Source organism: Pseudomonas sp. 18173, assembly GCF_050432945.1.
Taxonomy (GTDB): Bacteria; Pseudomonadota; Gammaproteobacteria; order Pseudomonadales; family Pseudomonadaceae; genus Aquipseudomonas.
In genome coordinates this window covers 68,824-90,848 of the sequence record NZ_JBKFTN010000013.1, presented here as the reverse complement: position 1 = coordinate 90,848, position 22,025 = coordinate 68,824, and the positions used below count along the sequence as shown (strand labels likewise).

The window sequence follows — 22,025 nt, the reverse complement described above, 5'->3', positions numbered from 1 at the left end:
TCCTTATTGCAGGTGGTTCCGCAGCCCGACAACGGCGGGCCGCGACAGGATTAATGGCTGACGTTGTCGACCGCGATTGATTCGCCGCTGACATCGGCATAGTGCGGTTGGCGTTTGGCGATGATCAGGTAGAGCATTCCGGCGATCCCGGCACCGATCAGCCAGGAGAACGGCGACACGCTGTGGAAGCCCGGTACCAATGCCAGGACGATGGCGATCAAGGCTGCAGGAATGAACGCCGCCACCGCGCGCAAATTGACGCCACGGCTGTAGTAATACGCACCGTTGGGGTCTTCGCTGTACAACTGCGGCACGTTGATCCGGCCTTTTCGCACCAGCCAGTAGTCGACCATGATCACGCCGTACAACGGGCCGAGCAGGGCGCCGAGGCCGGACAGGAAGTACACGATCACCAGCGGGCTGTTATAGAGGTTCCACGGCAGGATCAGCACGGCGATGGTCGCGCTGATCAGCCCGGCGCGGCGGAAGGTCAGGTATTTCGGCGCCAGGTTGCTCAGTACAAACGCCGGGGCGACGAAGTTGGCCATGATGTTCACCGCCACGGTGACGATCAGGAACGCCAGGCAACCGAGCACCAGGAAAAAGGTGTTGGGGATCGAGGCAATGATTTCAGTCGGGCTTTCGATGATCCGGCCATTGATCTGGAATTGCGCGCCGCACAACAGGACGGTGATGGCGGCAAACACCAGGATGTTCACCGGCAGGCCCCAGAAGTTGCCGACCTTGATGGTCTTGCGGCACGGCGAAGAGCGGGCGAAATCGCAGAAGTTGAGGATCAACGTACCGTAGATCGCCAGCCATAGTGCACCGCCAGCAAAAATGTTGCGCCACATCTCACCACCCGTCAGCGGCTCGCGGATCGACCAGGCGATGGTCGCGTCGGCCTGGGTGTACATCCAGGCGGCGAGGGAGGCGACAGTCAGCAAAATCACCGGGCCGGCAAACGCCTCGTAGCGCCGCACCATCTCCATGCCATAGGCGAGGATCGCCAGTTGCACGAACCAGATCGCGACGAAACACACCCAGCCCAGGGTCGACAGGCCCAGGATCGAGTTGTGGTCGTAGTCGGCGAACCCGGGATGGACCGCTGTCAACAACACGCGAAAGACCACGGACGCCAGGTACGTCTGGATACCGAACCAGGCGATGGCGATCACGGCGCGAATCAACGCAGGAATCTGCGCCCCATGAATGCCGAAGCTGATGCGGCTGATGACCGGAAACGGCACCCCGGTCTTTTGCCCCATGTAGCCGGACAGGTTCATGAAGCAATACACCAGCGCCGCACCAATCCCCAGGGACAACAGGATCTGCCAGCCGCCCAAGCCCAGGGCATACAGACCGATGGCGAAGGAGTAGTTGGCAATGTTGTGAACGTCGTTGGTCCACAGGGCAAAGATGCTGTAGCGGCCCCAGCGCCGGCCTTCGGCCTTGGTCGGTGCCAGGTCTTTGTTGTGCAGCCGGGGGCTGAGCACGACAGGACAGTAGTGCGCCTGATTGTCGGCGATGTGGGTGGAATGGGGGGAGGGTAGATCCAGCGCGATGTTGTTATTGGAGAGACTAGTACGCATTCCGGCAGGCTCCTGATGTTCGACATCGCGATGACTGTGCATGAGCGTCGGCTCGACAAATCTTCGTCGCGGGTGGCGAATATCATTGGTTTCGGGGCATCTGCAGCCTGTACGGGATAGGGCGCTTCAGGCTTGCGGATCTAAAGTGTGTGTATGTTTTGGATTGATTGTATACAAAACATGTATGCACTTAAGCCAGATCCATGCCAGTCGGGAGATCTATGAAACGCGCTGCTCATTTCGTTTTGTTATGGCGTTTAGCCAAGTTGCTGAAAAATAGAAAATATAAATTGACTGTTTGATCAGGTATTTATTTTGCAAAGGGGATTCAGGAGGGCATGGCGGTGCACGTCAGGCGAGGGGATGTAACTTTTGGGGGCGTAGAAACGAAAAGTGCACACATAAATGGCACCGATGGTGACATTCCTGTGTACACATTTAGGGGTATTACGAAAACCCTGTAGGAGCGAGCTTGCTCGCGAAAAACTCTGGATAACGCGGGCACTCAGGCAGCACGCGTTATCGTTGACGTCCATCGCGAGCAGGCTCGCTCCTACAGAAGGGGGGTATCACATGGCTCGGGATCAGGCTTTGGACTTGCTGATGATATTCCCCGCATGCAACCCGCATTCCTTCTGCGTCGCTTCTTCCCACCACCAGCGGCCTTCGCGCTCATGCTGGTTCGGCAGTACCGGGCGGGTGCAGGGTTCGCAGCCGATGCTGATGAAGCCGCGTTCGTGCAGGCTGTTGTAAGGCAGTTCCAGCATGCGGATATAGCCCCAGATCTCTTCGCTGGTCATTTGCGCCAGCGGGTTGAACTTGTACAGGGTGCGTTCCGGCGTGGAGAACGCGGTGTCGATCTCCATCACCGCGACTGCGCTGCGGGTGCCGGGGCTCTGGTCCCGACGCTGGCCGGTGGCCCAGGCTTTCACGTCGGACAGCTTGCGGCGCAGCGGTTCGATCTTGCGGATGCCGCAGCATTCGCCATGGCCGTCCTTGTAGAAGCTGAACAGGCCCTTTTCCTTCACGAAGGGTTCGAGTTTGGTGTGGTCTGGCGACACCAGCTCGATGTCGATCTTGTAGTGTTCGCGCACCTGATCGATGAAGCGGTAGGTCTCGGGGTGCAAGCGGCCGGTATCGAGGCTGAACACCTTGACGTTCTTGTTCAGCTTCCAGGCCATGTCCACCAGCACCACGTCCTCGGCACCGCTGAAAGATATCCACAGGTCATCGCCGAACTCGGCAAACGCGAGTTTCAGGATGTCCTGGGCGGATTTGTTGGCATAGGTCGTGGCGAGTTCCACGACGTCGAACGTTGGGCTCATCAGGGCGGCTTCCTACAGGTCGGTGGCGCTGGGCGCTCTATATGGGGCCGATGGTAACAAAAAGCGGCACGGGCCGGGGCATCCTCTGCGTTGCGCAGGCAGGCCCGAGTCGCTAGAGTTCGGCAGTCCTTTTGCTCGCTCGACTCAATAATCAATACAAATGGGAGTGTCTTGTGGAAATTGCCTGTCTGGATCTTGAAGGTGTGCTGGTCCCGGAAATCTGGATCGCCTTCGCCGAAAAAACCGGGATCGAGTCCCTCAGGGCCACCACCCGGGACATTCCCGACTACGACGTGCTGATGAAGCAGCGCCTGCGGATTCTCGACGAGCACGGCCTGAAGCTCGCCGACATTCAGGAAGTGATCGCCACGCTCAAGCCGCTGGACGGCGCCATCGAGTTCGTCGACTGGCTGCGCGAGCGTTTCCAGGTGGTGATCCTGTCAGACACCTTCTACGAGTTCTCCCAGCCGTTGATGCGCCAACTGGGCTTCCCGACCTTGCTCTGCCATCGTCTGATTACTGACGACAGCGGGCGAGTCACCGGCTATCAACTGCGTCAGAAAGATCCCAAGCGTCAGTCGGTCCTGGCCTTCAAGAGCCTCTACTACCGGGTGATCGCGGCCGGGGACTCCTACAACGACACCACGATGCTGGGCGAGGCCGATGCCGGGATTCTGTTCCACGCGCCGGACAATGTGATTCGCGAGTTCCCGCAATTCCCGGCGGTGCACACGTTTGAGGATTTGAAGCAGGAGTTCATCAAGGCCTCCAACCGGACCTTGAGCCTGTAATCACATCCCCTGTAGGAGCGAGCCTGCTCGCGATGGTCGTCAACGATAACGCGGCAAGACTGACACCCCGCGGCGTTTTCAAGTTCATCGCGAGCAAGCTCGCTCCTACAGGGATGGGTGTGATCAGAGGTTTTGCAGTGTTTCCAGCAGAATTTTTACCTTGGTGATCGACTCCTGGTATTCGGCCTGCCATTCGGAGTCCGCGACAATCCCGCCGCCGCCCCAGCAGCACACCTGCCCGTCCTTGACCAGCAAGCTACGGATGGCGATGGAGCTGTCCATCTCGCCGCGCACGTCCAGGTAAAGCAACGAACCGCAATACAGTCCGCGCCGGGTGGGCTCCAGCTCATCGATGATCTGCATGGCGCGAATCTTTGGCGCGCCGGTGATCGAGCCGCCGGGGAAACTGCCGGCGATCAGGTCCAGGGCGTCGCGGTCATCCGCCAGTTCACCGGTGACGCTGCTCACCAGGTGATGCACGTTCGGGTAACTTTCCAGGCTGAACAATTCCGGCACCCGGACCGAACCGGTGCGGCAGGTCCGGCCGAGGTCATTGCGCAGCAGGTCGACGATCATCAGGTTTTCCGCGCGGTCCTTGGGGCTGGCCAGCAGTTCGGCAGCGTTCGCAGCGTCCTGCTCGGGCGTCAGGCCCCGAGGTCGAGTACCCTTGATCGGGCGGGTTTCGACGTGGCGCTGGCTGACTTTGACGAAACGTTCCGGTGACAGGCTGAGTACGGCATCGCCGTCGGGCAAGCTCTGGAAACCGGAAAAAGGCGTCGGGCACGCTGCGCGCAGTGCGCAGTAAGCGGCCCACGGATCTCCCAGACAGGGCGCGCGAAACCGCTGGGCGAAGTTGACCTGATAACAGTCGCCGGCCTGAATGTATTGCTGGATGCGTTCGATTGCCTGCTGGTACTCGTCAGCGCTCAAGTCGGCAGCCATCGGAGTGAGTAGTTTGAATGGTGCGACCACCTCCGTTGCAGGCTGGCTGAACAGGTCGATCAGGCGCTGACATTCGCTGTCGGGCAGCGTCGGGTGGAACACCAGCTGGCTGGTCTGCAAAAGGTGATCGCTGATCAATGCCCAGCCATACAGGCCGAAACGCGCGTCAGGCAGTTGCAGGTCGTCTCGCGCCTGGCTCGGCAGGCGCTCCAGATGCCGGCCGAAATCGTAACTCAGGTAGCCGATCAATCCACCGGCAAATGGCAACTCATAAGGTGCTGGCAGAGTGGCTTCGCCCAGGTGTGTCAGGTTGTCGCGCAGGCGTTCCAGGAAGGCGTCGCCACTTTCGTCGGGCGATACCGTCAGTTGTTCCAGTGGCCAGGCGCTGAGCAGGTCATAACGACCGCGGTCGGCGCTGGGGCGGCCACTGTCGAGCAGCACGGCACCGGGCGCATGGCGAATCGCCGCGAAGTATTGGGCGGGGTTGGCGCGATAGGGTAGCGGGTGTACGGAACAGGTCGGCATGGGCGGGGGAGATCAGCCATCGAGGCGGGGTGGCGATTGTAGTCCCCTCGGAGAATTGCTCCTAGAGGGGATTGGATACTGTAGGAGCGAGCTTGCTCCGGGCGGCGTTCCGACGATGGTCGTCAACGATGACGTGGGCTGTCTGAATCCCCGCGTTGTCCTGGCGTTTTTCGCGAGCAAGCTCGCTCCTACAAGAGATGGGCGTCAGTTCATCGCGAGCAGGAGATGGGCCTCAGCCCACGACCGCAGGAATATGCCCGAACATCTCCTGCACGAACGCCACGCGCTCTGCGACCGTTTCGGTCACGCCACGAGCCTTCAGGTCTTCCAGTCGTGCTTCCACCGCATGAGTGCGCGATGTCAGCCCACAGTCATTGGCAATCTGGATATTCAGCCCCGGCCGGGCGTTGAGCTCCAGAATCAGCGGGCCTTTTTCCTGGTCCAGGACCATGTCGACACCGATGTAGCCCAGGCCGCACAACTCATAACAGCCCGCGGCGAGCTTCATGAAACCGTCCCAGTAGGGCAGTTGCACGCCATCCACGGCATTGGTGGTGTCCGGGTGTTTGTTGATGATGTTGTTCAGCCAGGTGCCGCGCAGGGTCAGGCCGGTGGCCAGGTCTACACCAACGCCGATGGCGCCCTGGTGCAGGTTGGCCTTGCCGTTGGACTGACGCGTCGGCAGACGCAGCATGGCCATCACCGGGTAGCCCAGCAAAACGATGATGCGGATGTCCGGCACGCCTTCGTAGCTGATGCTCTTGAAGATCTGGTCCGGAATCACGCGGTATTCGATCAGCGCCCGGTCACGGTGACCGCCCAGGGAGTACAGGCCGGTGAGGATGCTGGAAATCTGGTGCTCGATTTCTTCATGGCTGATGATCCGCCCGGACACCGTGCGATAGCGCCCTTCAAAGCGGTCGGCGATGACCAGGATGCCATCGCCGCCTGCGCCCTGGGCCGGTTTGATCACGAAATCACTGCGCCCGCCGATGATCTCTTCGAGATTGTCGATTTCCTTCTCGGTGGAAATCACCCCGTAGAGTTCCGGCACATGAATGCCGGCGGCGATGGCGCGCTCCTTGGTGATGATCTTGTCATCGACGATCGGGTACAGGCTGCGCTTGTTGTACTTGAGCACGTAGTCGGCGTTGCGCCGATTGATCCCCATGATGCCCCGGGCTTCCAGGGCCTTCCAGGTCTTCCAGAAGCCGAACATCAGGCGTCAGCCTTCTTCAGGAAAGCCTTGAAACGCACCAGCTCGGTCAGGCGATAGCCGCGATAACGGCCCATGGCCAGCATGAAGCCCACCAGGATCAGCAGGATCGCCGGGAAGGTGAACACGAAGTACACCAGTTCCGGCACGGTCATGATCAGGTGTGCCAGGGACGCGGCAAACAGTGTGCCGATGGCCACTTTCATGGCATGGCCGCCGCCACGTTCTTCCCAGGTGATCGACAGGCGTTCGATGGTCATGGTCAGGATCACCATCGGGAACAATGCCACCGACAAGCCGCGCTCCAGGCCGAGTTTATGGCTGAACAGGCTGATCGCCGCAATCAACACCACCACGAACGTCAGCACCACCGACAGCCTCGGCAGCATTTGCAGCTTCAGGTGTTCGAGATAGGAGCGTAGCGACAGGCCCAGCGCCGTGATGATGGTAAACAGCATGATACCGAAGCCGAGCTGGGTTTCGCGGAAGGCCAGGGCGATCAGCACTGGGGTGAAGGTGCCCAGGGTCTGGATGCCGACCAGGTTGCGCAGGATCAGGATCACCAGCACGCCGATCGGGATCATGACCATGATCATGAACGTCTGCTGGGTTTGCAGCGGCAGGCCGTACAACGAGTACTCGAGGAAGTTGGCGTCGGTGTTTTCGTCGGTCAGCTTGGCCAGGCGAATGGCGTTCATTTCGCTGTTGTTCAGGCTGAAGGTCACGTTGGCTTTCTTGCCGCCGTCGACGGTGATCAGGTTTTCGTCGCCGGTCCACCACAGCAGGCGGTCGCTCGGCAGCCCCTGTTCGCCGGTTTCCGGGTTGAAGTACAGCCAGTCGGTACCGTTGAAGCTGCGCAGCCACAGTTCCGGCAGTTGCGGCTGGTCGGCCACCAGGCGGATGGTGTGGACCTTCTCGACCGGCACATGGGCGATGGACAGCAGCAACTCGACGATTTTCGCCTTGTGCGCCGTGGATGGATCACCGGCCAGCAACAGTTTGACGTTGTCGTCGTTGAGGTTGTTGACCCGCTTGATGGCTTCGCCGACGAAGGTCTCGACGTCGGCCGAGTGCTGGCGAATCGGTGCGAGCAGGGCTTCGGCGGCGATTTTTTCCGGGCCTTCGATGGTCATGCTGTCGCGGAAGGTCGGGCCTTTGATCTTGGCTTTCTCACCGGAATAACGCTTGGTCAGCACCAGGCGGTAATACAGCGTCTGGTTGCCTTTGGCCCGGCGTGCCGACCACGTGACCTTGCGATTGCCGTCGACGCGGTTCACGGCCACGCCATAGTTATTGGAGATGAAGCTCTCGTTGAGGCTGACGAAGTCGCGGCTCAGCGGTGGCACGAACATCTGGATCTTGACCGGGTCCTTGGCACTGGCGACGAACTCGACCTTGGCGTCGATGTTCCACAAGTCGTCGGTGGCGTCTTCGGTTACCGGAATGCCCAGCACGAAAATCTGGTAGGCCGTAACTGAAATGCCCAGCACCACCAGGATGGCGATCAGCAGTTTCAGATGAAGGGTAAGAGAGCGCATTTGAATTACTCGGCGGTATAAGCGTCGGTGGTGCAGGCGGGTTTGCCGGCAGCATATTTAAGGCTGGGGTCAACCAGTGCATCGAAGCGCTTGAGCGCTTCGGAGCCAATCAGTAGCGGGTATTGGAAGGCACTGCGGTCGGTCAGGTTCACTTCGATGCTGCGCAGGGCCGAGCCCATGCAGATATCCAGTTCGATCACCGGACGGGCGGTGTACTTCTTGCCTTCCTCCGGGTCGTAGTCACCGGCCCGGCGCTTGATCTTGCTGACACGGGCCAGCGGGCGCTCGATCGGGTGCGAATGGGCGGCGTCGATGGCCAGGTAAAAGCGCACCCACGACTCGCCGTTGCGTTTGAAACGCTTGATATCCCGTGCACTCAGGGACGCGGTTTTCGCCCCGGTGTCGAGTTTGGCCGCCACTTCCAGATCAATGCCATTGAGCGATGCGTACTCGTTGAGGCCATACACGGTCTTTTCCCCAGCCATTGCGTAGCCGGGCAGGCAAAGTAAATAAAGGAAGGCAGGGAAGGGCTTGAGTCTCATAAATCCTGGTGCGCAGCGGTCCGACTTGATTCAAGGCCCTGGCATCGCTGCGCAAGCTCCCTCGTATGCCTATCAGGTTTTTATGACAGGCAGTGCAGATGTGACAAACAAATGCGGGCGGCATTCTAGCACGGTGGTTTGCTGGCGCCAGCGCTGGCGGGTGGCTATAAACGGTAAGGTTGCTTCGTTATGGTGCAACCGGTTATCAGAAGATTGTCGACAATATCTATTTATCCTTTGACTGCGCCGCCTGTATTCGTTAGTTTTTGCGGCATTGGCTCACAAGGTGTCGACAATATGCTGGATCAACTCGATCCCCCGGTTTTAGCGCAAGACGATACGGAGACCCTGTCCGAGAACGTCTTCCGTCGCATTCAGGCGGCTATCGTCAAAGGCGAGATCGCGCCGGGCAGCAAAATCTCCGAACCGGAGCTGGCGCGCACCTACGGCATCAGCCGTGGCCCGTTGCGCGAGGCCATCCACCGTCTGGAGGGCCAGCGCCTGCTGGTTCGCGTACCGCATGTCGGCGCGCGGGTGGTGTCGCTCAATCACGCCGAGCTGCTTGAGCTTTACGAAATCCGTGAATCCCTGGAAGGCATGGCTTGTCGCCTGGCCGCCGAGCGCATGAGCGTCGAGGAAATCGACGAATTGCGTCGGGTCCTGGAAACCCACGAGCGCGATGAAGCGTTTCAGGCAGGCAGGGGCTACTACCAGCAGGAAGGCGATTTCGACTTCCATTACCGAATCATCCAGGGCAGCGGCAACCGCACGCTGACCCAAATGCTCTGCGGCGAGCTCTATCAACTGGTGCGCATGTACCGCATCCAGTTTTCCACCACGCCCAATCGTCCGCACCAGGCGTTCGCCGAGCACCACCGTATTCTCGATGCCATCGCCGACCGTGACGGTGAACTGGCCGAGTTGTTGATGCGCCGTCACATCGGCGCCTCCAAACGCAATATCGCCCGTCACTACCAGGACGGCGTTAACCCGACAGCCAAACGAGGTGAGTCATGAGTTTGAACAAGAGCACACCAGGCCAGCGTTTCCGCGATGCGGTCGCCAGTGAACATCCACTGCAAGTGGTCGGCGCGATCAACGCCAACCATGCACTGCTGGCCAAGCGCGCCGGTTTCAAGGCGATCTACCTGTCGGGTGGCGGGGTGGCTGCCGGCTCCCTCGGCGTGCCTGACCTGGGCATCACCGGCCTGGATGACGTGCTGACCGACGTGCGCCGTATCACCGATGTGTGCGACCTGCCATTGCTGGTGGACGTGGACACCGGTTTCGGTTCCTCGGCGTTCAACGTCGCTCGCACCGTCAAGTCGATGATCAAGTTCGGCGCCGCGGCGATTCACATCGAAGACCAGGTCGGCGCCAAGCGCTGCGGTCACCGCCCTAATAAAGAAATCGTGACCCAGCAGGAAATGGTCGACCGCATCAAGGCGGCCGTCGATGCGCGTACCGATGACAGCTTCGTGATCATGGCCCGTACCGATGCCCTGGCGGTGGAAGGCCTGGAGTCTGCCCTGGATCGTGCTGCCGCGTGCATCGAAGCCGGCGCCGACATGGTGTTCCCGGAAGCCATCACTGAACTGGAAATGTACAAGCTGTTCGCCAGCCGTGTGAAAGCGCCGATCCTGGCCAACATCACCGAGTTCGGCGCGACGCCGCTGTACACCACCGAGCAACTGGCCGCTGCCGATGTATCGCTGGTGCTGTACCCGCTGTCGGCGTTCCGCGCCATGAACAAGGCTGCCGAAAACGTCTACACCGCGATCCGTCGCGATGGCACGCAACAGAACGTCATCGACACCATGCAGACGCGCATGGAGCTTTACGATCGCATCGACTACCACACCTTCGAGCAGAAGCTCGATGCGTTGTTTGCCGCGAAGAAATAAAGAACACCGTGTACCTGTAGGAGCGAGCTTGCTCGCGATGGTGGGCCATACACCGCGGGGTATCAGTTTTCCCGCGTCATCATTGACGTCCATCGCGAGCGAGCTCGCTCCTACAGATGAAAGATTGGTTTCCCTAAAAAATTCAAGAATTGGAGACAGCAATGGCCGAAGCAAAAGTACTCAGTGGCGCCGGGCTCCGTGGCCAGGTAGCCGGGCAAACCGCACTGTCCACCGTGGGCCAGTCGGGTGCCGGTCTGACATATCGTGGTTACGACGTTCGTGAACTGGCGGCTGACGCGCAGTTCGAAGAAGTGGCCTACCTGCTGCTGTACGGCGAACTGCCGAGCAAAGCGCAACTGAGCGCCTACATCACCAAGCTGAGCAAGCTGCGTGACCTGCCGCAAGCGCTGAAAGAAGTGCTGGAACGCATCCCCGCCGACGCCCACCCGATGGACGTGATGCGCACTGGCTGCTCGTTTCTGGGCAACCTGGAACCCGAGGCGAATTTCTCCGAGCAGCATGACAAGACCGACCGTCTGCTGGCCGCCTTCCCTGCGATCATGACCTACTGGTATCGCTTCAGCCACGAAGGCAAGCGCATCGACTGCGTGAGCGACGAGCCGTCCATCGGCGGCCACTTCCTGCACCTGCTGCACGGCAAGAAACCGAGCGAGCTGCACGTCAAGGTGATGAACGTTTCGCTGATCCTCTACGCGGAGCACGAGTTCAACGCGTCGACCTTCACCGCACGTGTTTGCGCATCGACCCTGTCCGACCTGTTTTCGTGCATCACCGCGGCCATCGGCTCGCTGCGCGGCCCGCTGCACGGCGGTGCCAACGAAGCGGCGATGGAAATGATCGAGCGTTTCTCGTCGCCGGAAGACGCGATCAAGGGCACCCTCGGCATGCTGGAGCGCAAGGACAAGATCATGGGCTTCGGCCACGCGATCTATAAGGACAACGATCCGCGCAACGAGGTGATCAAGGGCTGGTCGAAGAAGCTCGCTGACGAAGTGGGTGACACGGTGTTGTTCCCGGTGTCCGAAGCCATCGACAAGACCATGTGGGAGCAGAAGAAGCTGTTCCCGAACGCCGACTTCTACCATGCCTCGGCGTACCACTTCATGGGCATCCCGACCAAGTTGTTCACACCGATTTTCGTCTGCTCGCGCCTGACCGGCTGGGCCGCCCACGTGTACGAACAACGTGCCAACAACCGCATCATCCGTCCAAGCGCCGAGTACACCGGCGTTGAACAGCGCAAGTTCGTACCAATCGAACAACGCTGAATGGTGGAGGTCGGCGCCGGGATCTGAAATCAACGCAGATCCCTGTAGGAGCGAGCTTGCTCGCGATGGAATGTCATTCACATTGGTGTCGACTGATACACCATCGCGAGCAAGCTCGCTCCTACAGTGGAATGCATTGGCTTCGAAACCGGTGCCAGGCCCCGCCTTTTGTAACTACCGTGACCGAGTCCTGACGATGAACACACAATTCCGTAAATCACTGCCCGGCAGCCACCTGGATTACTTCGATGTCCGCGCCGCGGTCGAGGCGATCCAGCCTGGTGCCTATGACACCCTGCCGTACACCTCCCGTGTGCTGGCGGAAAACCTTGTGCGTCGCTGCGACCCGGCCACGCTCACCGAATCCCTGAAGCAATTCATCGAGCGCAAGCGCGACCTCGATTTCCCGTGGTTCCCGGCCCGCGTGGTCTGCCACGACATTCTCGGCCAGACCGCGCTGGTCGACCTCGCCGGCCTGCGTGACGCCATCGCCCTGCAAGGCGGTGACCCTGCGCAAGTCAACCCGGTGGTGCCGACACAGTTGATCGTCGACCACTCCCTGGCCGTCGAGCGCGGTGGCTTCGATCCGCAGGCGTTCGAGAAGAACCGCGCCATCGAAGACCGTCGCAACGAAGACCGTTTCCACTTCATCAACTGGACCAAGAAGGCGTTCAAGAACGTCGACGTGATCCCGCCGGGCAACGGCATCATGCACCAGATCAACCTGGAGAAAATGTCTCCGGTGATCCAGGTGCGTGACGGCGTGGCCTTCCCCGACACTTGCGTCGGCACCGACAGCCACACCCCGCACGTCGATGCGCTGGGCGTGATCGCCATCGGTGTCGGTGGCCTCGAAGCCGAGAGCGTGATGCTTGGCCGCGCCTCCTGGATGCGTCTGCCGGAAAGCGTTGGCGTCGAACTGACCGGCAAGCTGCAACCGGGCATCACCGCCACCGACATGGTGCTGGCGCTGACCGAGTTCCTGCGCAAGCAGAAAGTCGTCGGTGCCTGGCTGGAGTTCTTCGGCGAAGGCGCCTCCGCGCTGACCCTTGGCGACCGCGCAACCATTTCCAACATGGCCCCGGAATACGGCGCCACCGCGGCGATGTTCTACATCGACCAGCAGACCATCGATTACCTCAAGCTCACCGGCCGTGAAGACGAGCAGGTGCAGTTGGTCGAGAACTACGCCAAACAGACCGGTTTGTGGGCTGACAGCCTCAAGGGCGCGCAATACGAGCGCGGCCTGACGTTCGACCTGTCCTCGGTGGTGCGCAACATGGCCGGCCCGAGCAACCCGCACGCCCGTGTGGCGGTTTCGGATCTGGCGGCCAAAGGCATCTCCGGCAAGTGGGAAGACGTACCGGGTCAAATGCCGGACGGCGCGGTGATCATCGCCGCTATCACCAGTTGCACCAACACCAGCAACCCGCGCAACGTGATCGCTGCCGGCCTGCTGGCGCGCAATGCCAACAAGCTCGGCCTGACCCGCAAGCCATGGGTCAAGTCGTCCCTGGCGCCGGGCTCGAAAACCGTGGCGCTGTACCTCGATGAAGCCGGCCTGACCGATGAGCTGGAACAGCTCGGTTTCGGCGTCGTGGCTTTCGCCTGCACCACCTGCAACGGCATGTCCGGCGCACTGGACCCGGTGATCCAGCAAGAGATCATCGACCGCGATTTGTATGCGACTGCCGTGCTCTCGGGCAACCGCAACTTCGACGGCCGGATTCACCCGTACGCCAAGCAAGCGTTCCTCGCCTCGCCGCCATTGGTGGTCGCGTATGCCATTGCCGGCACCATCCGTTTCGACATCGAGAAGGATGTACTGGGCGTGGTCGACGGCAAGGAAATCCGTCTGAAAGACATCTGGCCGAGCGACGAGGAAATCGACGCAGTCGTGAAAGCCTCGGTCAAACCCGAGCAGTTCCGCCAGGTGTACATCCCGATGTTCGCCATCCACGAAGACACCGGCCCGAAAGTCGCGCCGTTGTACGAGTGGCGTGAGATGAGCACCTACATCCGCCGTCCGCCGTACTGGGAAGGCGCACTGGCCGGCGCGCGTCCGCTCAAGGGCATGCGCCCGCTGGCGGTGCTGCCGGACAACATCACCACCGATCACCTGTCGCCGTCCAACGCCATCATGCTCGACAGCGCCGCCGGCGAATACCTGGCGAAAATGGGCCTGCCGGAAGAGGACTTCAACTCTTACGCGACTCACCGTGGCGACCACCTGACCGCGCAGCGCGCGACCTTTGCCAACCCGAAACTGTTCAATGAAATGGTTCAGGAAAACGGCAAGGTCAAACAGGGTTCGCTGGCCCGCGTCGAGCCGGAAGGCAAAGTGATGCGCATGTGGGAAGCCATCGAAACCTACATGGATCGCAAGCAGCCGCTGATCATCATCGCCGGCGCCGACTACGGCCAGGGTTCGTCTCGTGACTGGGCCGCCAAGGGCGTACGCCTGGCGGGTGTGGAAGCGATTGCCGCCGAAGGCTTCGAGCGCATTCATCGCACCAACCTGGTGGGCATGGGCGTGTTGCCGCTGGAATTCAAGCCAGGCACCAACCGCCACACCCTGGCCATCGACGGCAGCGAAACCTACGACGTGATCGGCGACCGCACCCCGCGTGCCGAGCTGACACTGGTGATCCATCGCAAGAACGGCGAGCGCGTCGATGTGCCGGTGACCTGCCGCCTCGACACCGCTGAAGAAGTGTCGATCTACGAGGCCGGCGGCGTGTTGCAACGCTTCGCCCAGGACTTCCTCGAAGAATCGGCGGCTGCCGTTTAATACAGGCTGTACCGACACGGGACCTTGGGTCCCGTGTCTCATTTCAAGGAGTAACGAGCACCATGGCTCATGCACCGCAAATCAAGATTCCTGCTACCTACATGCGTGGCGGTACCAGCAAAGGCGTGTTTTTCAGCCTCAAGGATTTGCCTGAATCGGCGCAGGTTCCTGGCCCGGCCCGCGATGCCTTGCTGTTGCGCGTGATCGGCAGCCCCGATCCGTACGACAAGCAAATCGACGGCATGGGTGGCGCGACCTCCAGCACCAGCAAGACCGTGATCCTGTCGAAAAGCACCAAGGCCGATCACGATGTCGATTACCTGTTCGGTCAGGTGTCGATCGACAAGCCGTTCGTGGACTGGAGCGGCAACTGCGGCAACCTGTCGGCGGCGGTCGGTTCGTTCGCCGTCAGCAATGGCCTGGTGGACGCCAGCCGCATCCCGCACAACGGCGTAGCGGTGGTTCGCGTGTGGCAGGCCAACATCGGCAAGACCATCATCGCCCATGTGCCGATCACCAACGGTGAAGTGCAGGAAACCGGCGACTTCGAGCTCGACGGCGTGACCTTCCCGGCGGCCGAAGTACAGATCGAGTTCCTCGATCCGGCGGCGGAAGAAGAGGGTGGCGGCGGTTCGATGTTCCCTACCGGCAACCTTGTGGACGACCTGGAAGTACCCGGTGTCGGCACCTTCAAGGCGACCATGATCAACGCCGGGATCCCGACAATTTTTATCAATGCCGAAGACATCGGCTACAAGGGCACCGAGTTGCAGGGCGCGATCAACGGCGACCCGAAAGCCTTGCAGATGTTCGAGACCATCCGCGCTTACGGCGCATTGCGCATGGGCCTGATTTCGAATGTCGACGAAGCGGCCAAGCGCCAACACACCCCGAAAGTGGCCTTCGTGGCCAAGCCGGCGGACTACGTATCGTCCAGCGGCAAGGCGATTGCCGCAGGGGATGTCGACCTGCTGGTGCGTGCACTGTCCATGGGCAAGTTGCACCACGCGATGATGGGGACGGCGGCAGTGGCGATCGGTACGGCCGCGGCGATTTCCGGCACGTTGGTGAACCTCGCTGCGGGCGGTGTCGAACGCAATGCTGTGCGCTTCGGTCACCCGTCCGGCACCTTGCGCGTCGGCGCCGAGGCCAGTCAGGTCAACGGCGAATGGACCGTGAAAAAGGCGATCATGAGCCGCAGTGCGCGGGTGTTGATGGAAGGCTTTGTGCGGGTGCCGGGGGATTCTTTCTAAGGTCTCCCAAAACCCTGTGGGAGCGGGCCGGCTCGCGAAGAGGCCCGCTCAAACGCCGGAGAGCTACTTGAACCGCCGCTCCACACCTTTCTCCACGAGAATCTTCGCGGAAATCTCTTCCACGGAAAAATGCGTGGAGTTGATGTTCGGGATGTTTTCTCGGCGGAACAGGTTCTCGACCTCGCGCACCTCGAACTCGCACTGGGCGTAGCTCGAATAGCGACTGTTGGGTTTGCGTTCGTTGCGAATCGCCGTGAGGCGGTCCGGGTCGATGGTCAAGCCGAACAGCTTGTGCTGGTGGGCACGCAGGGCGCTTGGTAATTGCAAGCGCTCCATGTCGTCTTCGGTCAGCGGGTAGTTGGCCGCGCGGATGCCAAATTGCATCGCCATGTACAGGCACGTCGGCGTCTTACCACATCGCGACACGCCCACTAGTATCAGGTCGGCCTTGTCGTAATAGTGCGTGCGGGCGCCGTCGTCGTTGTCGAGGGCGAAGTTAACGGCCTCGATGCGCTCCATGTAGTTGGTGTTGGCGCCGATGGAGTGGGATTTGCCCACGGTGTAGGAAGAATGCTCGGTCAGTTCCTGTTCAAGCGGCGCCAGGAAAGTCGAGAAGATGTCGATCATGAAACCATTCGAGGTTGCGAGAATCTCACGAATGTCCTGATTGACGATGGTGTCGAAGATGATCGGACGAAAACCGTCGATTTCGGCGGCTTTGTTGATTTGTTGTACCATGGCCCGCGCTTTGTCCACGTTGTCGATGTACGGCCGCGTGACTTTGCTGAAGGTAATGTTTTCGAACTGCGCCAAAAGGCTTTGACCCAGGGTTTCGGCGGTAATGCCGGTACCATCGGAGATAAAGAAAGCAGATCGTTTCATTTGCACCTTGGGCCTTAAGCTAGTGACGAATCTTGGATATGATAGGCGCGATTTGCCGGCCGCCAATGGCCCGCATTCTCACTTATTTTCCAGGTCCAGGCCATACAGCCGGCAAACGCTCCCCCGAGCAGCCGGTGTCTGAGCTTTTCCAACACAGTTAGTGGAGAGATCACCTTGGTAGAGTACGTAGTTTCCCTCGATAAGCTCGGCAAACACGATGTTGAGCATGTGGGGGGCAAGAACGCATCCCTGGGCGAGATGATCAGCAACCTTGCAGGTGCCGGTGTATCGGTGCCCGGTGGCTTCGCCACGACCGCTCAGGCTTATCGTGATTTCCTGGAACTGAGCGGCTTGAATCAGCAGATTCACGATGCCCTCGATGCCCTGGACGTCGACGACGTGAATGCCCTGGCCAAGACCGGTGCCCAGATCCGTCAATGGATCATGGAAGCCGAGTTCCCAGAAAAACTGAATACCGAAATCCGCACCGCGTTCGCCGCGCTGTCCGCCGGCAACCCCGACGTGGCCGTGGCCGTGCGTTCTTCCGCTACCGCCGAAGACCTGCCGGACGCCTCCTTCGCCGGTCAGCAGGAAACCTTCCTGAACATCCGTGGTGTCGAAAACGTCATTCGCGCAGCCAAGGAAGTGTTCGCCTCCCTTTTCAACGATCGCGCGATTTCCTATCGCGTGCACCAGGGCTTCGACCACAAGTTGGTAGCCCTGTCGGCCGGCGTACAGCGCATGGTCCGTTCCGAAACCGGCACTGCCGGCGTGATGTTCACCCTCGATACCGAATCGGGTTTCCGTGACGTGGTGTTCATCACCGGCGCCTACGGCCTGGGTGAAACCGTCGTGCAAGGTGCGGTGAACCCGGATGAATTCTATGTCCACAAAGGCACGCTGGCCGCCGGTCGCCCGGCGATCCTGCGCCGCAACCTGGGCAGCAAGGCCATCAAGATGATCTACGGCGACGAGGCCAAGGCCGGTCGTTCGGTCAAGACCGTCGACGTGGACAAGGCCGAGCGCGCACGTTTCTGCCTGACCGACGCCGAAGTCAGCGAGCTGGCCAAGCAGGCGATGATCATCGAGAAGCACTACCAGTGCCCGATGGACATCGAGTGGGCCAAGGACGGTGACGACGGCAAGCTGTACATCGTGCAGGCCCGTCCGGAAACCGTGAAGAGCCGCACCCAGGCCAACGTCATGGAACGTTACCTGTTGAAAGAAACCGGCACCGTGCTGGTGGAAGGTCGCGCCATCGGCCAGCGCATCGGCGCCGGCAAGGTGCGCATCATCAAGGACGTGTCCGAGATGGACAAGGTCCAGCCAGGCGACGTACTGGTGTCCGACATGACCGACCCGGACTGGGAACCGGTCATGAAGCGCGCCAGCGCCATCGTCACCAACCGTGGCGGCCGTACCTGCCACGCGGCGATTATCGCCCGTGAGCTGGGTATCCCGGCGGTAGTGGGTTGCGGCAACGCCACCCAGCTGTTGAAAGACGGCCAGGGCGTGACCGTTTCCTGCGCTGAAGGCGATACCGGTTTCATCTTCGAAGGCGAACTGGGCTTCGACATCAAGAAGAACTCCGTTGACGCCATGCCTGAGCTGCCGTTCAAGATCATGATGAACGTCGGTAACCCGGACCGCGCCTTCGACTTCGCGCAGCTGCCGAACGCCGGTGTCGGCCTGGCTCGCCTGGAGTTCATCATCAACCGCATGATCGGCGTGCACCCCAAGGCACTGCTGAACTACGACGGCCTGCCGCTGGACATCAAGGAAAGCGTCGACAAGCGCATTGCCGGCTACAACGATCCGGTGGGCTTCTACGTCGAGAAACTGGTCGAAGGCATCAGCACCCTGGCGGCTGCGTTCTGGCCGAAGAAAGTCATCGTGCGCCTGTCGGACTTCAAGTCCAACGAATACGCCAACCTGATCGGCGGCAAGCTGTACGAGCCGGAAGAAGAGAACCCGATGCTGGGCTTCCGCGGTGCATCGCGCTACATCAGCGAATCGTTCCGCGACTGCTTCGAGCTCGAATGCCGCGCTCTGAAACGCGTGCGTAACGAGATGGGCCTGACCAACGTCGAAATCATGGTGCCGTTCGTCCGTACCCTGGGTGAAGCGAGCCAGGTGGTCGATCTGCTGGCGGAAAACGGCCTGGCCCGTGGCCAGAACGGTCTGCGCGTGATCATGATGTGCGAACTGCCGTCCAACGCCATCCTGGCGGAAGAATTCCTCGAATTCTTCGACGGTTTCTCCATCGGCTCCAACGACCTGACCCAGCTGACCCTGGGCCTGGATCGTGACTCCGGCATCATCGCCCACCTGTTCGACGAGCGTAACCCGGCGGTCAAGAAGCTGCTGGCCAATGCCATTGCCGCGTGCAACAAGGCCGGCAAATACATCGGCATCTGCGGTCAGGGCCCTTCGGACCACCCGGACCTGGCCAAGTGGCTGATGGAGCAGGGCATTGAAAGCGTGTCGTTGAACCCGGACTCCGTACTGGAAACCTGGTTCTTCCTGGCGGAAGGTCAAGCTTCGGCCTGATCCGGTGTAAACGGGCCGCTCTCTCTCTGTAGGAGCGAGCTCGCTCGCGAAGAACCTCAGGACACCGCGTTTATCCAGGATAAACGCGTTATCGTTGACGTCCATCGCGAGCAAGCTCGCTCCTACAGGGAGCGGTCTTTTTGAGATTCAAGTAGGGCGGGCTCCTGTAGGATGCCGCCCTTTTTTGTGCAAGAGATTATGCAAAGCAGCAGCAACCTATTTCCTGTCGCCCTGATCAGCGCCGAGCGGCGCGGTGATCTGAGCGAAGATGTGTATCGTTTGAAACCCGGCAACAGCCCCGACTTCACCGTCGAACTGGCTGTGACGCGTCTCGGCATGGCCGATGAGCCGTCTTCCCGCGGCGTGCCGGTGATCCTGCTGCACGGCAGCTTCTCCAATCGCCGGTTCTGGTTTTCTCCCAAGGGCCTGGGGTTGGGGGCTTATCTGGCCCGATTGGGGTTCGATGTCTGGATTGCGGAGATGCGCGGCCACGGCCTGTCCCAGCGCAACCACGACTACCGCAAGAACCGTGTCGCCGACTACGCTCGCTATGACCTGCCGGCCATTGGCGCGTTCGTGCGCGAACAGAGCGGGCAGGTGCCGCACTGGATCGGTCACTCGCTGGGCGGTATTACCCTGGCTGCGGCGCTGGGCGGTGAGTACATCGGTGAGCCGGTCGTAGCCTCGGCGGCGTTTTTTGGCGCCCAGGTCAGTCGTACCTACTGGCCATTGAAGATTCCGCCGGTGGAGTGGGGCGGTCGCTTCATTCTCAAGCGTTTTGCCCAGTTGTCCGGCTCAAGGCTCAAGCGCGGTCCGGAGGACGAGCCCATCGGCCTGGCCCTGGAAAGCATGCGTTGGTATGGCCTGTTCGGGCGCTTCGGCGATGCCGATAAAAACTGGTGGGACGGTCTGGCCGAGGTCAAGTTGCCGGTGCTTGCCGTGTCTGCTGCCGGTGATCATCAGGATCCCGCGTGGGCTTGCCGCAAACTGTTCGAGCAGTTCGGTTCCGAACACAAGCAATTTATCAATCTGGGTCGCGACCAGGGTTTCGCCGATAATTTCGGTCATGTTGAAATGCTTGTCAGCAAGCCTGCCCAGGCCGAAGTCTGGCCTTTGGTGACCCGCTGGCTGCTGGACCAGCGGACTCCGTTGTTGGGAGAGCAAGGGGATTTGGCAGCGGTGGTTTGAGCCAGATGCTCTAACAAGGGCATTTCGCTCTGGTCGGCTTGCGGCTAAGATATGACGCATTGAGCTGTTCTGGTCACTTTCCGTGACTGAGTCATCACTGATGTTCGTGCTGTCTTCCTCTTTACAGGAGTTTCTCGATGATCCATTACCTCACGCCTGACCTGTGCGATGCCTATCCGGAACTGGTGCAGGTGCTGGAACCGATGTTCAGCAATTTCGGCGGCCGTGATTCCTTCGGTGGCGAAATCGTGACCATCAAGTGTTTCGAAGACAACTCGCTGGTCAAGGAGCAGGTCGAGCTCAAGGGCAATGGCAAGGTCCTGGTGGTCGATGGCGGGGGCTCCCTGCGCCGCGCGCTGCTGGGTGACATGCTCGCCGAGAAAGCAGCCGGCAATGGCTGGGAAGGCCTGGTGATCTACGGTTGCATCCGTGACGTCGACGTCATCGCGCAAACCGACCTGGGGGTCCAGGCACTGGCCAGCCACCCGATGAAAACCGACAAGCGCGGTATCGGTGACCTCAACGTTGCCGTGACCTTCGCTGGCGTGACCTTCCATCCGGGCCATTACATCTATGCGGACAACAACGGCGTGATCATCTCGCCCAGCCCGCTGAAAATGCCTGAATAAAAGCGGCTGCAGACCAGAGGAGTGCGGATGTTCGAGGAAGAAAACGCGCAATGGGGGCTGGTGCATGCCCTGGTGCTGGACGGTAAAGGCGGCGCGCGTTCGATTGCCCGGACTGAACTTGACGACTTGCAGCTGCAGGCTCATGAAAGCCTGTGGCTGCACTGGGATCGCAGTCATCCGCAAACCCGGACCTGGTTACGCAAATCCAGTGGTCTGAGCGAATTCAGCTGTGACCTGTTGCTTGAAGAAAACACTCGTCCGCGACTTTTACAGCTTTCCGACAGCGAACTCCTGCTATTTTTGCGCGGGGTCAATCTGAACCCCGGTGCCGAGCCGGAAGACATGGTCTCGGTGCGGATCTTCGGCTCCGCCCAGCGGGTCATTTCCCTGCGGTTGCGTCCGTTGCGCGCCACTGAAGAACTGCTGGTGCAACTGGCCGACGGCAAAGGCCCGAAAACAGCCTCCGAACTCATCCTGTACATGGCGCAGTACCTCACCAACAAGGTGCAGGACCTGGTCAGCGACCTCTCGGAAGTGGTGGATGAGGAAGAAGAAAAGCTGGATGCCGACGAACGGTATGCGCCAGAGCACGGCGCGATATTGCAGATTCGCCGCAGGGCCGCCGCGTTGAAGCGTTTTCTCGCTCCGCAGCGGGATATTTTCGGGCAGTTGACGCGGATCAAGTTGCCCTGGTTCGTCGAGGACGATGGTGATTACTGGAACGAATTGAACAACAGCCTGACCCGCTACCTCGAGGAGCTGGAATTGACCCGGGAGCGGGTGGGGCTGGTGCTGGAGGCGGAAGATCGCCGGTTGAGCGTGCGCATGAATCGCACGATGTATCGCTTTGGCGTGATCACCGGGATCTTTTTGCCGATGAGTTTTCTGACCGGGCTTTTGGGGATCAACGTCGGTGGCATTCCATTCTCTGCAAGCCCCTATGGCTTTCTGATCGCCTGCCTGATGATGGTTTCGGTGGCGCTGGGGCAGTGGTGGTTGTTCCGACGTTTGCGCTGGGTCTGAGGGCAATCATGTGACCCGACCAGAACTCATCGCGTCTTCCACAGA

Annotated in this window: 17 protein-coding genes; 10 read left to right on the top strand and 7 right to left on the bottom strand. The window is 60.4% G+C overall.

Annotation, left to right across the window (positions count from 1 at the left end; all coding sequences use genetic code 11):
* Window positions 1–50: 50 nt before the first annotated feature.
* Both ACLD1X_RS16110 and ACLD1X_RS16105 read right to left on the bottom strand, forming a co-directional pair.
* Window positions 51–1,592, bottom strand: coding sequence for an NCS1 family nucleobase:cation symporter-1 (locus ACLD1X_RS16110; RefSeq protein ID WP_429369261.1), 1,542 nt, complete (start codon window positions 1,590–1,592; stop codon window positions 51–53).
* A gap of 584 nt (window positions 1,593–2,176) precedes the next feature.
* Entirely contained in the window at window positions 2,177–2,917 is a 741-nt protein-coding gene (locus ACLD1X_RS16105) for a phosphoadenylyl-sulfate reductase (RefSeq protein WP_429369259.1), read from the bottom strand.
* Between the two features lie 173 nt (window positions 2,918–3,090).
* On the opposite strand from ACLD1X_RS16105, the gene thrH reads away from it, so the two are divergent.
* Window positions 3,091–3,708: a bifunctional phosphoserine phosphatase/homoserine phosphotransferase ThrH gene (thrH, locus tag ACLD1X_RS16100; RefSeq protein ID WP_429369257.1), complete on the top strand. Its 618-nt coding sequence runs from the start codon at window positions 3,091–3,093 to the stop codon at window positions 3,706–3,708.
* A gap of 123 nt (window positions 3,709–3,831) precedes the next feature.
* Here the strand turns inward: thrH and pabB are convergent, their stop codons facing one another.
* The 4 genes from pabB to ACLD1X_RS16080 form a co-directional block, all read right to left on the bottom strand.
* The gene (gene pabB, locus ACLD1X_RS16095; RefSeq protein WP_429369255.1) at window positions 3,832–5,175 is read right to left on the bottom strand and encodes an aminodeoxychorismate synthase component I; all 1,344 of its coding nucleotides are present in this window, start codon (window positions 5,173–5,175) and stop codon (window positions 3,832–3,834) included.
* Window positions 5,176–5,407: 232 nt separating this feature from the next.
* The gene (locus ACLD1X_RS16090) at window positions 5,408–6,394 is read right to left on the bottom strand and encodes an alpha-L-glutamate ligase-like protein (RefSeq protein WP_429369253.1); all 987 of its coding nucleotides are present in this window, start codon (window positions 6,392–6,394) and stop codon (window positions 5,408–5,410) included.
* Complete coding sequence (locus ACLD1X_RS16085; protein WP_429369251.1) at window positions 6,394–7,929, bottom strand: inactive transglutaminase family protein; 1,536 nt, start codon at window positions 7,927–7,929, stop codon at window positions 6,394–6,396. The genes ACLD1X_RS16090 and ACLD1X_RS16085 overlap by 1 nt, the downstream gene beginning before the upstream one ends.
* A 5-nt stretch (window positions 7,930–7,934) precedes the next feature.
* On the bottom strand, window positions 7,935–8,471 hold the full coding sequence (locus ACLD1X_RS16080) for an ATP-dependent zinc protease family protein (protein WP_413422009.1): 537 nt from the start codon (window positions 8,469–8,471) through the stop codon (window positions 7,935–7,937).
* A 297-nt stretch (window positions 8,472–8,768) separates the two neighbouring features.
* On the opposite strand from ACLD1X_RS16080, the gene ACLD1X_RS16075 reads away from it, so the two are divergent.
* The 5 genes from ACLD1X_RS16075 (at window position 8,769) to prpF (ending at window position 15,708) form a co-directional block, all read left to right on the top strand.
* Window positions 8,769–9,488, top strand: coding sequence for a GntR family transcriptional regulator (locus ACLD1X_RS16075; RefSeq protein WP_008017617.1), 720 nt, complete (start codon window positions 8,769–8,771; stop codon window positions 9,486–9,488).
* On the top strand, window positions 9,485–10,375 hold the full coding sequence (prpB, locus tag ACLD1X_RS16070) for a methylisocitrate lyase (protein ID WP_008061726.1): 891 nt from the start codon (window positions 9,485–9,487) through the stop codon (window positions 10,373–10,375). The genes ACLD1X_RS16075 and prpB overlap by 4 nt, the downstream gene beginning before the upstream one ends.
* A gap of 161 nt (window positions 10,376–10,536) precedes the next feature.
* Window positions 10,537–11,664: a bifunctional 2-methylcitrate synthase/citrate synthase gene (gene prpC / locus ACLD1X_RS16065; protein ID WP_429369248.1), complete on the top strand. Its 1,128-nt coding sequence runs from the start codon at window positions 10,537–10,539 to the stop codon at window positions 11,662–11,664.
* 196 nt (window positions 11,665–11,860) lie between these two features.
* On the top strand, window positions 11,861–14,455 hold the full coding sequence (gene acnD, locus ACLD1X_RS16060; protein ID WP_429369246.1) for a Fe/S-dependent 2-methylisocitrate dehydratase AcnD: 2,595 nt from the start codon (window positions 11,861–11,863) through the stop codon (window positions 14,453–14,455).
* Window positions 14,456–14,517: 62 nt separating this feature from the next.
* Window positions 14,518–15,708 carry a 2-methylaconitate cis-trans isomerase PrpF gene (gene prpF / locus ACLD1X_RS16055; protein ID WP_429369244.1) on the top strand — a complete coding sequence of 397 codons (1,191 nt, stop codon included), beginning with the start codon at window positions 14,518–14,520 and terminating at the stop codon, window positions 15,706–15,708.
* Window positions 15,709–15,771: 63 nt separating this feature from the next.
* On the opposite strand, the gene ppsR is transcribed toward prpF, so the two are convergent.
* A complete protein-coding gene (gene ppsR, locus ACLD1X_RS16050; protein WP_160387416.1) occupies window positions 15,772–16,590 on the bottom strand; it encodes a posphoenolpyruvate synthetase regulatory kinase/phosphorylase PpsR in 819 nt (272 codons plus the stop codon).
* Window positions 16,591–16,764: 174 nt separating this feature from the next.
* Between ppsR and ppsA the strand changes: the two genes are divergently transcribed.
* The 4 genes from ppsA (at window position 16,765) to ACLD1X_RS16030 (ending at window position 21,980) form a co-directional block, all read left to right on the top strand.
* The gene (gene ppsA / locus ACLD1X_RS16045; protein ID WP_008017605.1) at window positions 16,765–19,140 is read left to right on the top strand and encodes a phosphoenolpyruvate synthase; all 2,376 of its coding nucleotides are present in this window, start codon (window positions 16,765–16,767) and stop codon (window positions 19,138–19,140) included.
* Between the two features lie 198 nt (window positions 19,141–19,338).
* Window positions 19,339–20,328, top strand: a complete 990-nt coding sequence (locus tag ACLD1X_RS16040; protein WP_429369241.1) for an alpha/beta fold hydrolase — start codon at window positions 19,339–19,341, stop codon at window positions 20,326–20,328.
* A 140-nt stretch (window positions 20,329–20,468) separates the two neighbouring features.
* Complete coding sequence (gene rraA, locus ACLD1X_RS16035; RefSeq protein WP_429369431.1) at window positions 20,469–20,957, top strand: ribonuclease E activity regulator RraA; 489 nt, start codon at window positions 20,469–20,471, stop codon at window positions 20,955–20,957.
* Window positions 20,958–20,984: 27 nt separating this feature from the next.
* Entirely contained in the window at window positions 20,985–21,980 is a 996-nt protein-coding gene (locus tag ACLD1X_RS16030) for a zinc transporter ZntB (RefSeq protein WP_429369239.1), read from the top strand.
* The last annotated feature ends 45 nt before the right edge of the window (window positions 21,981–22,025 follow it).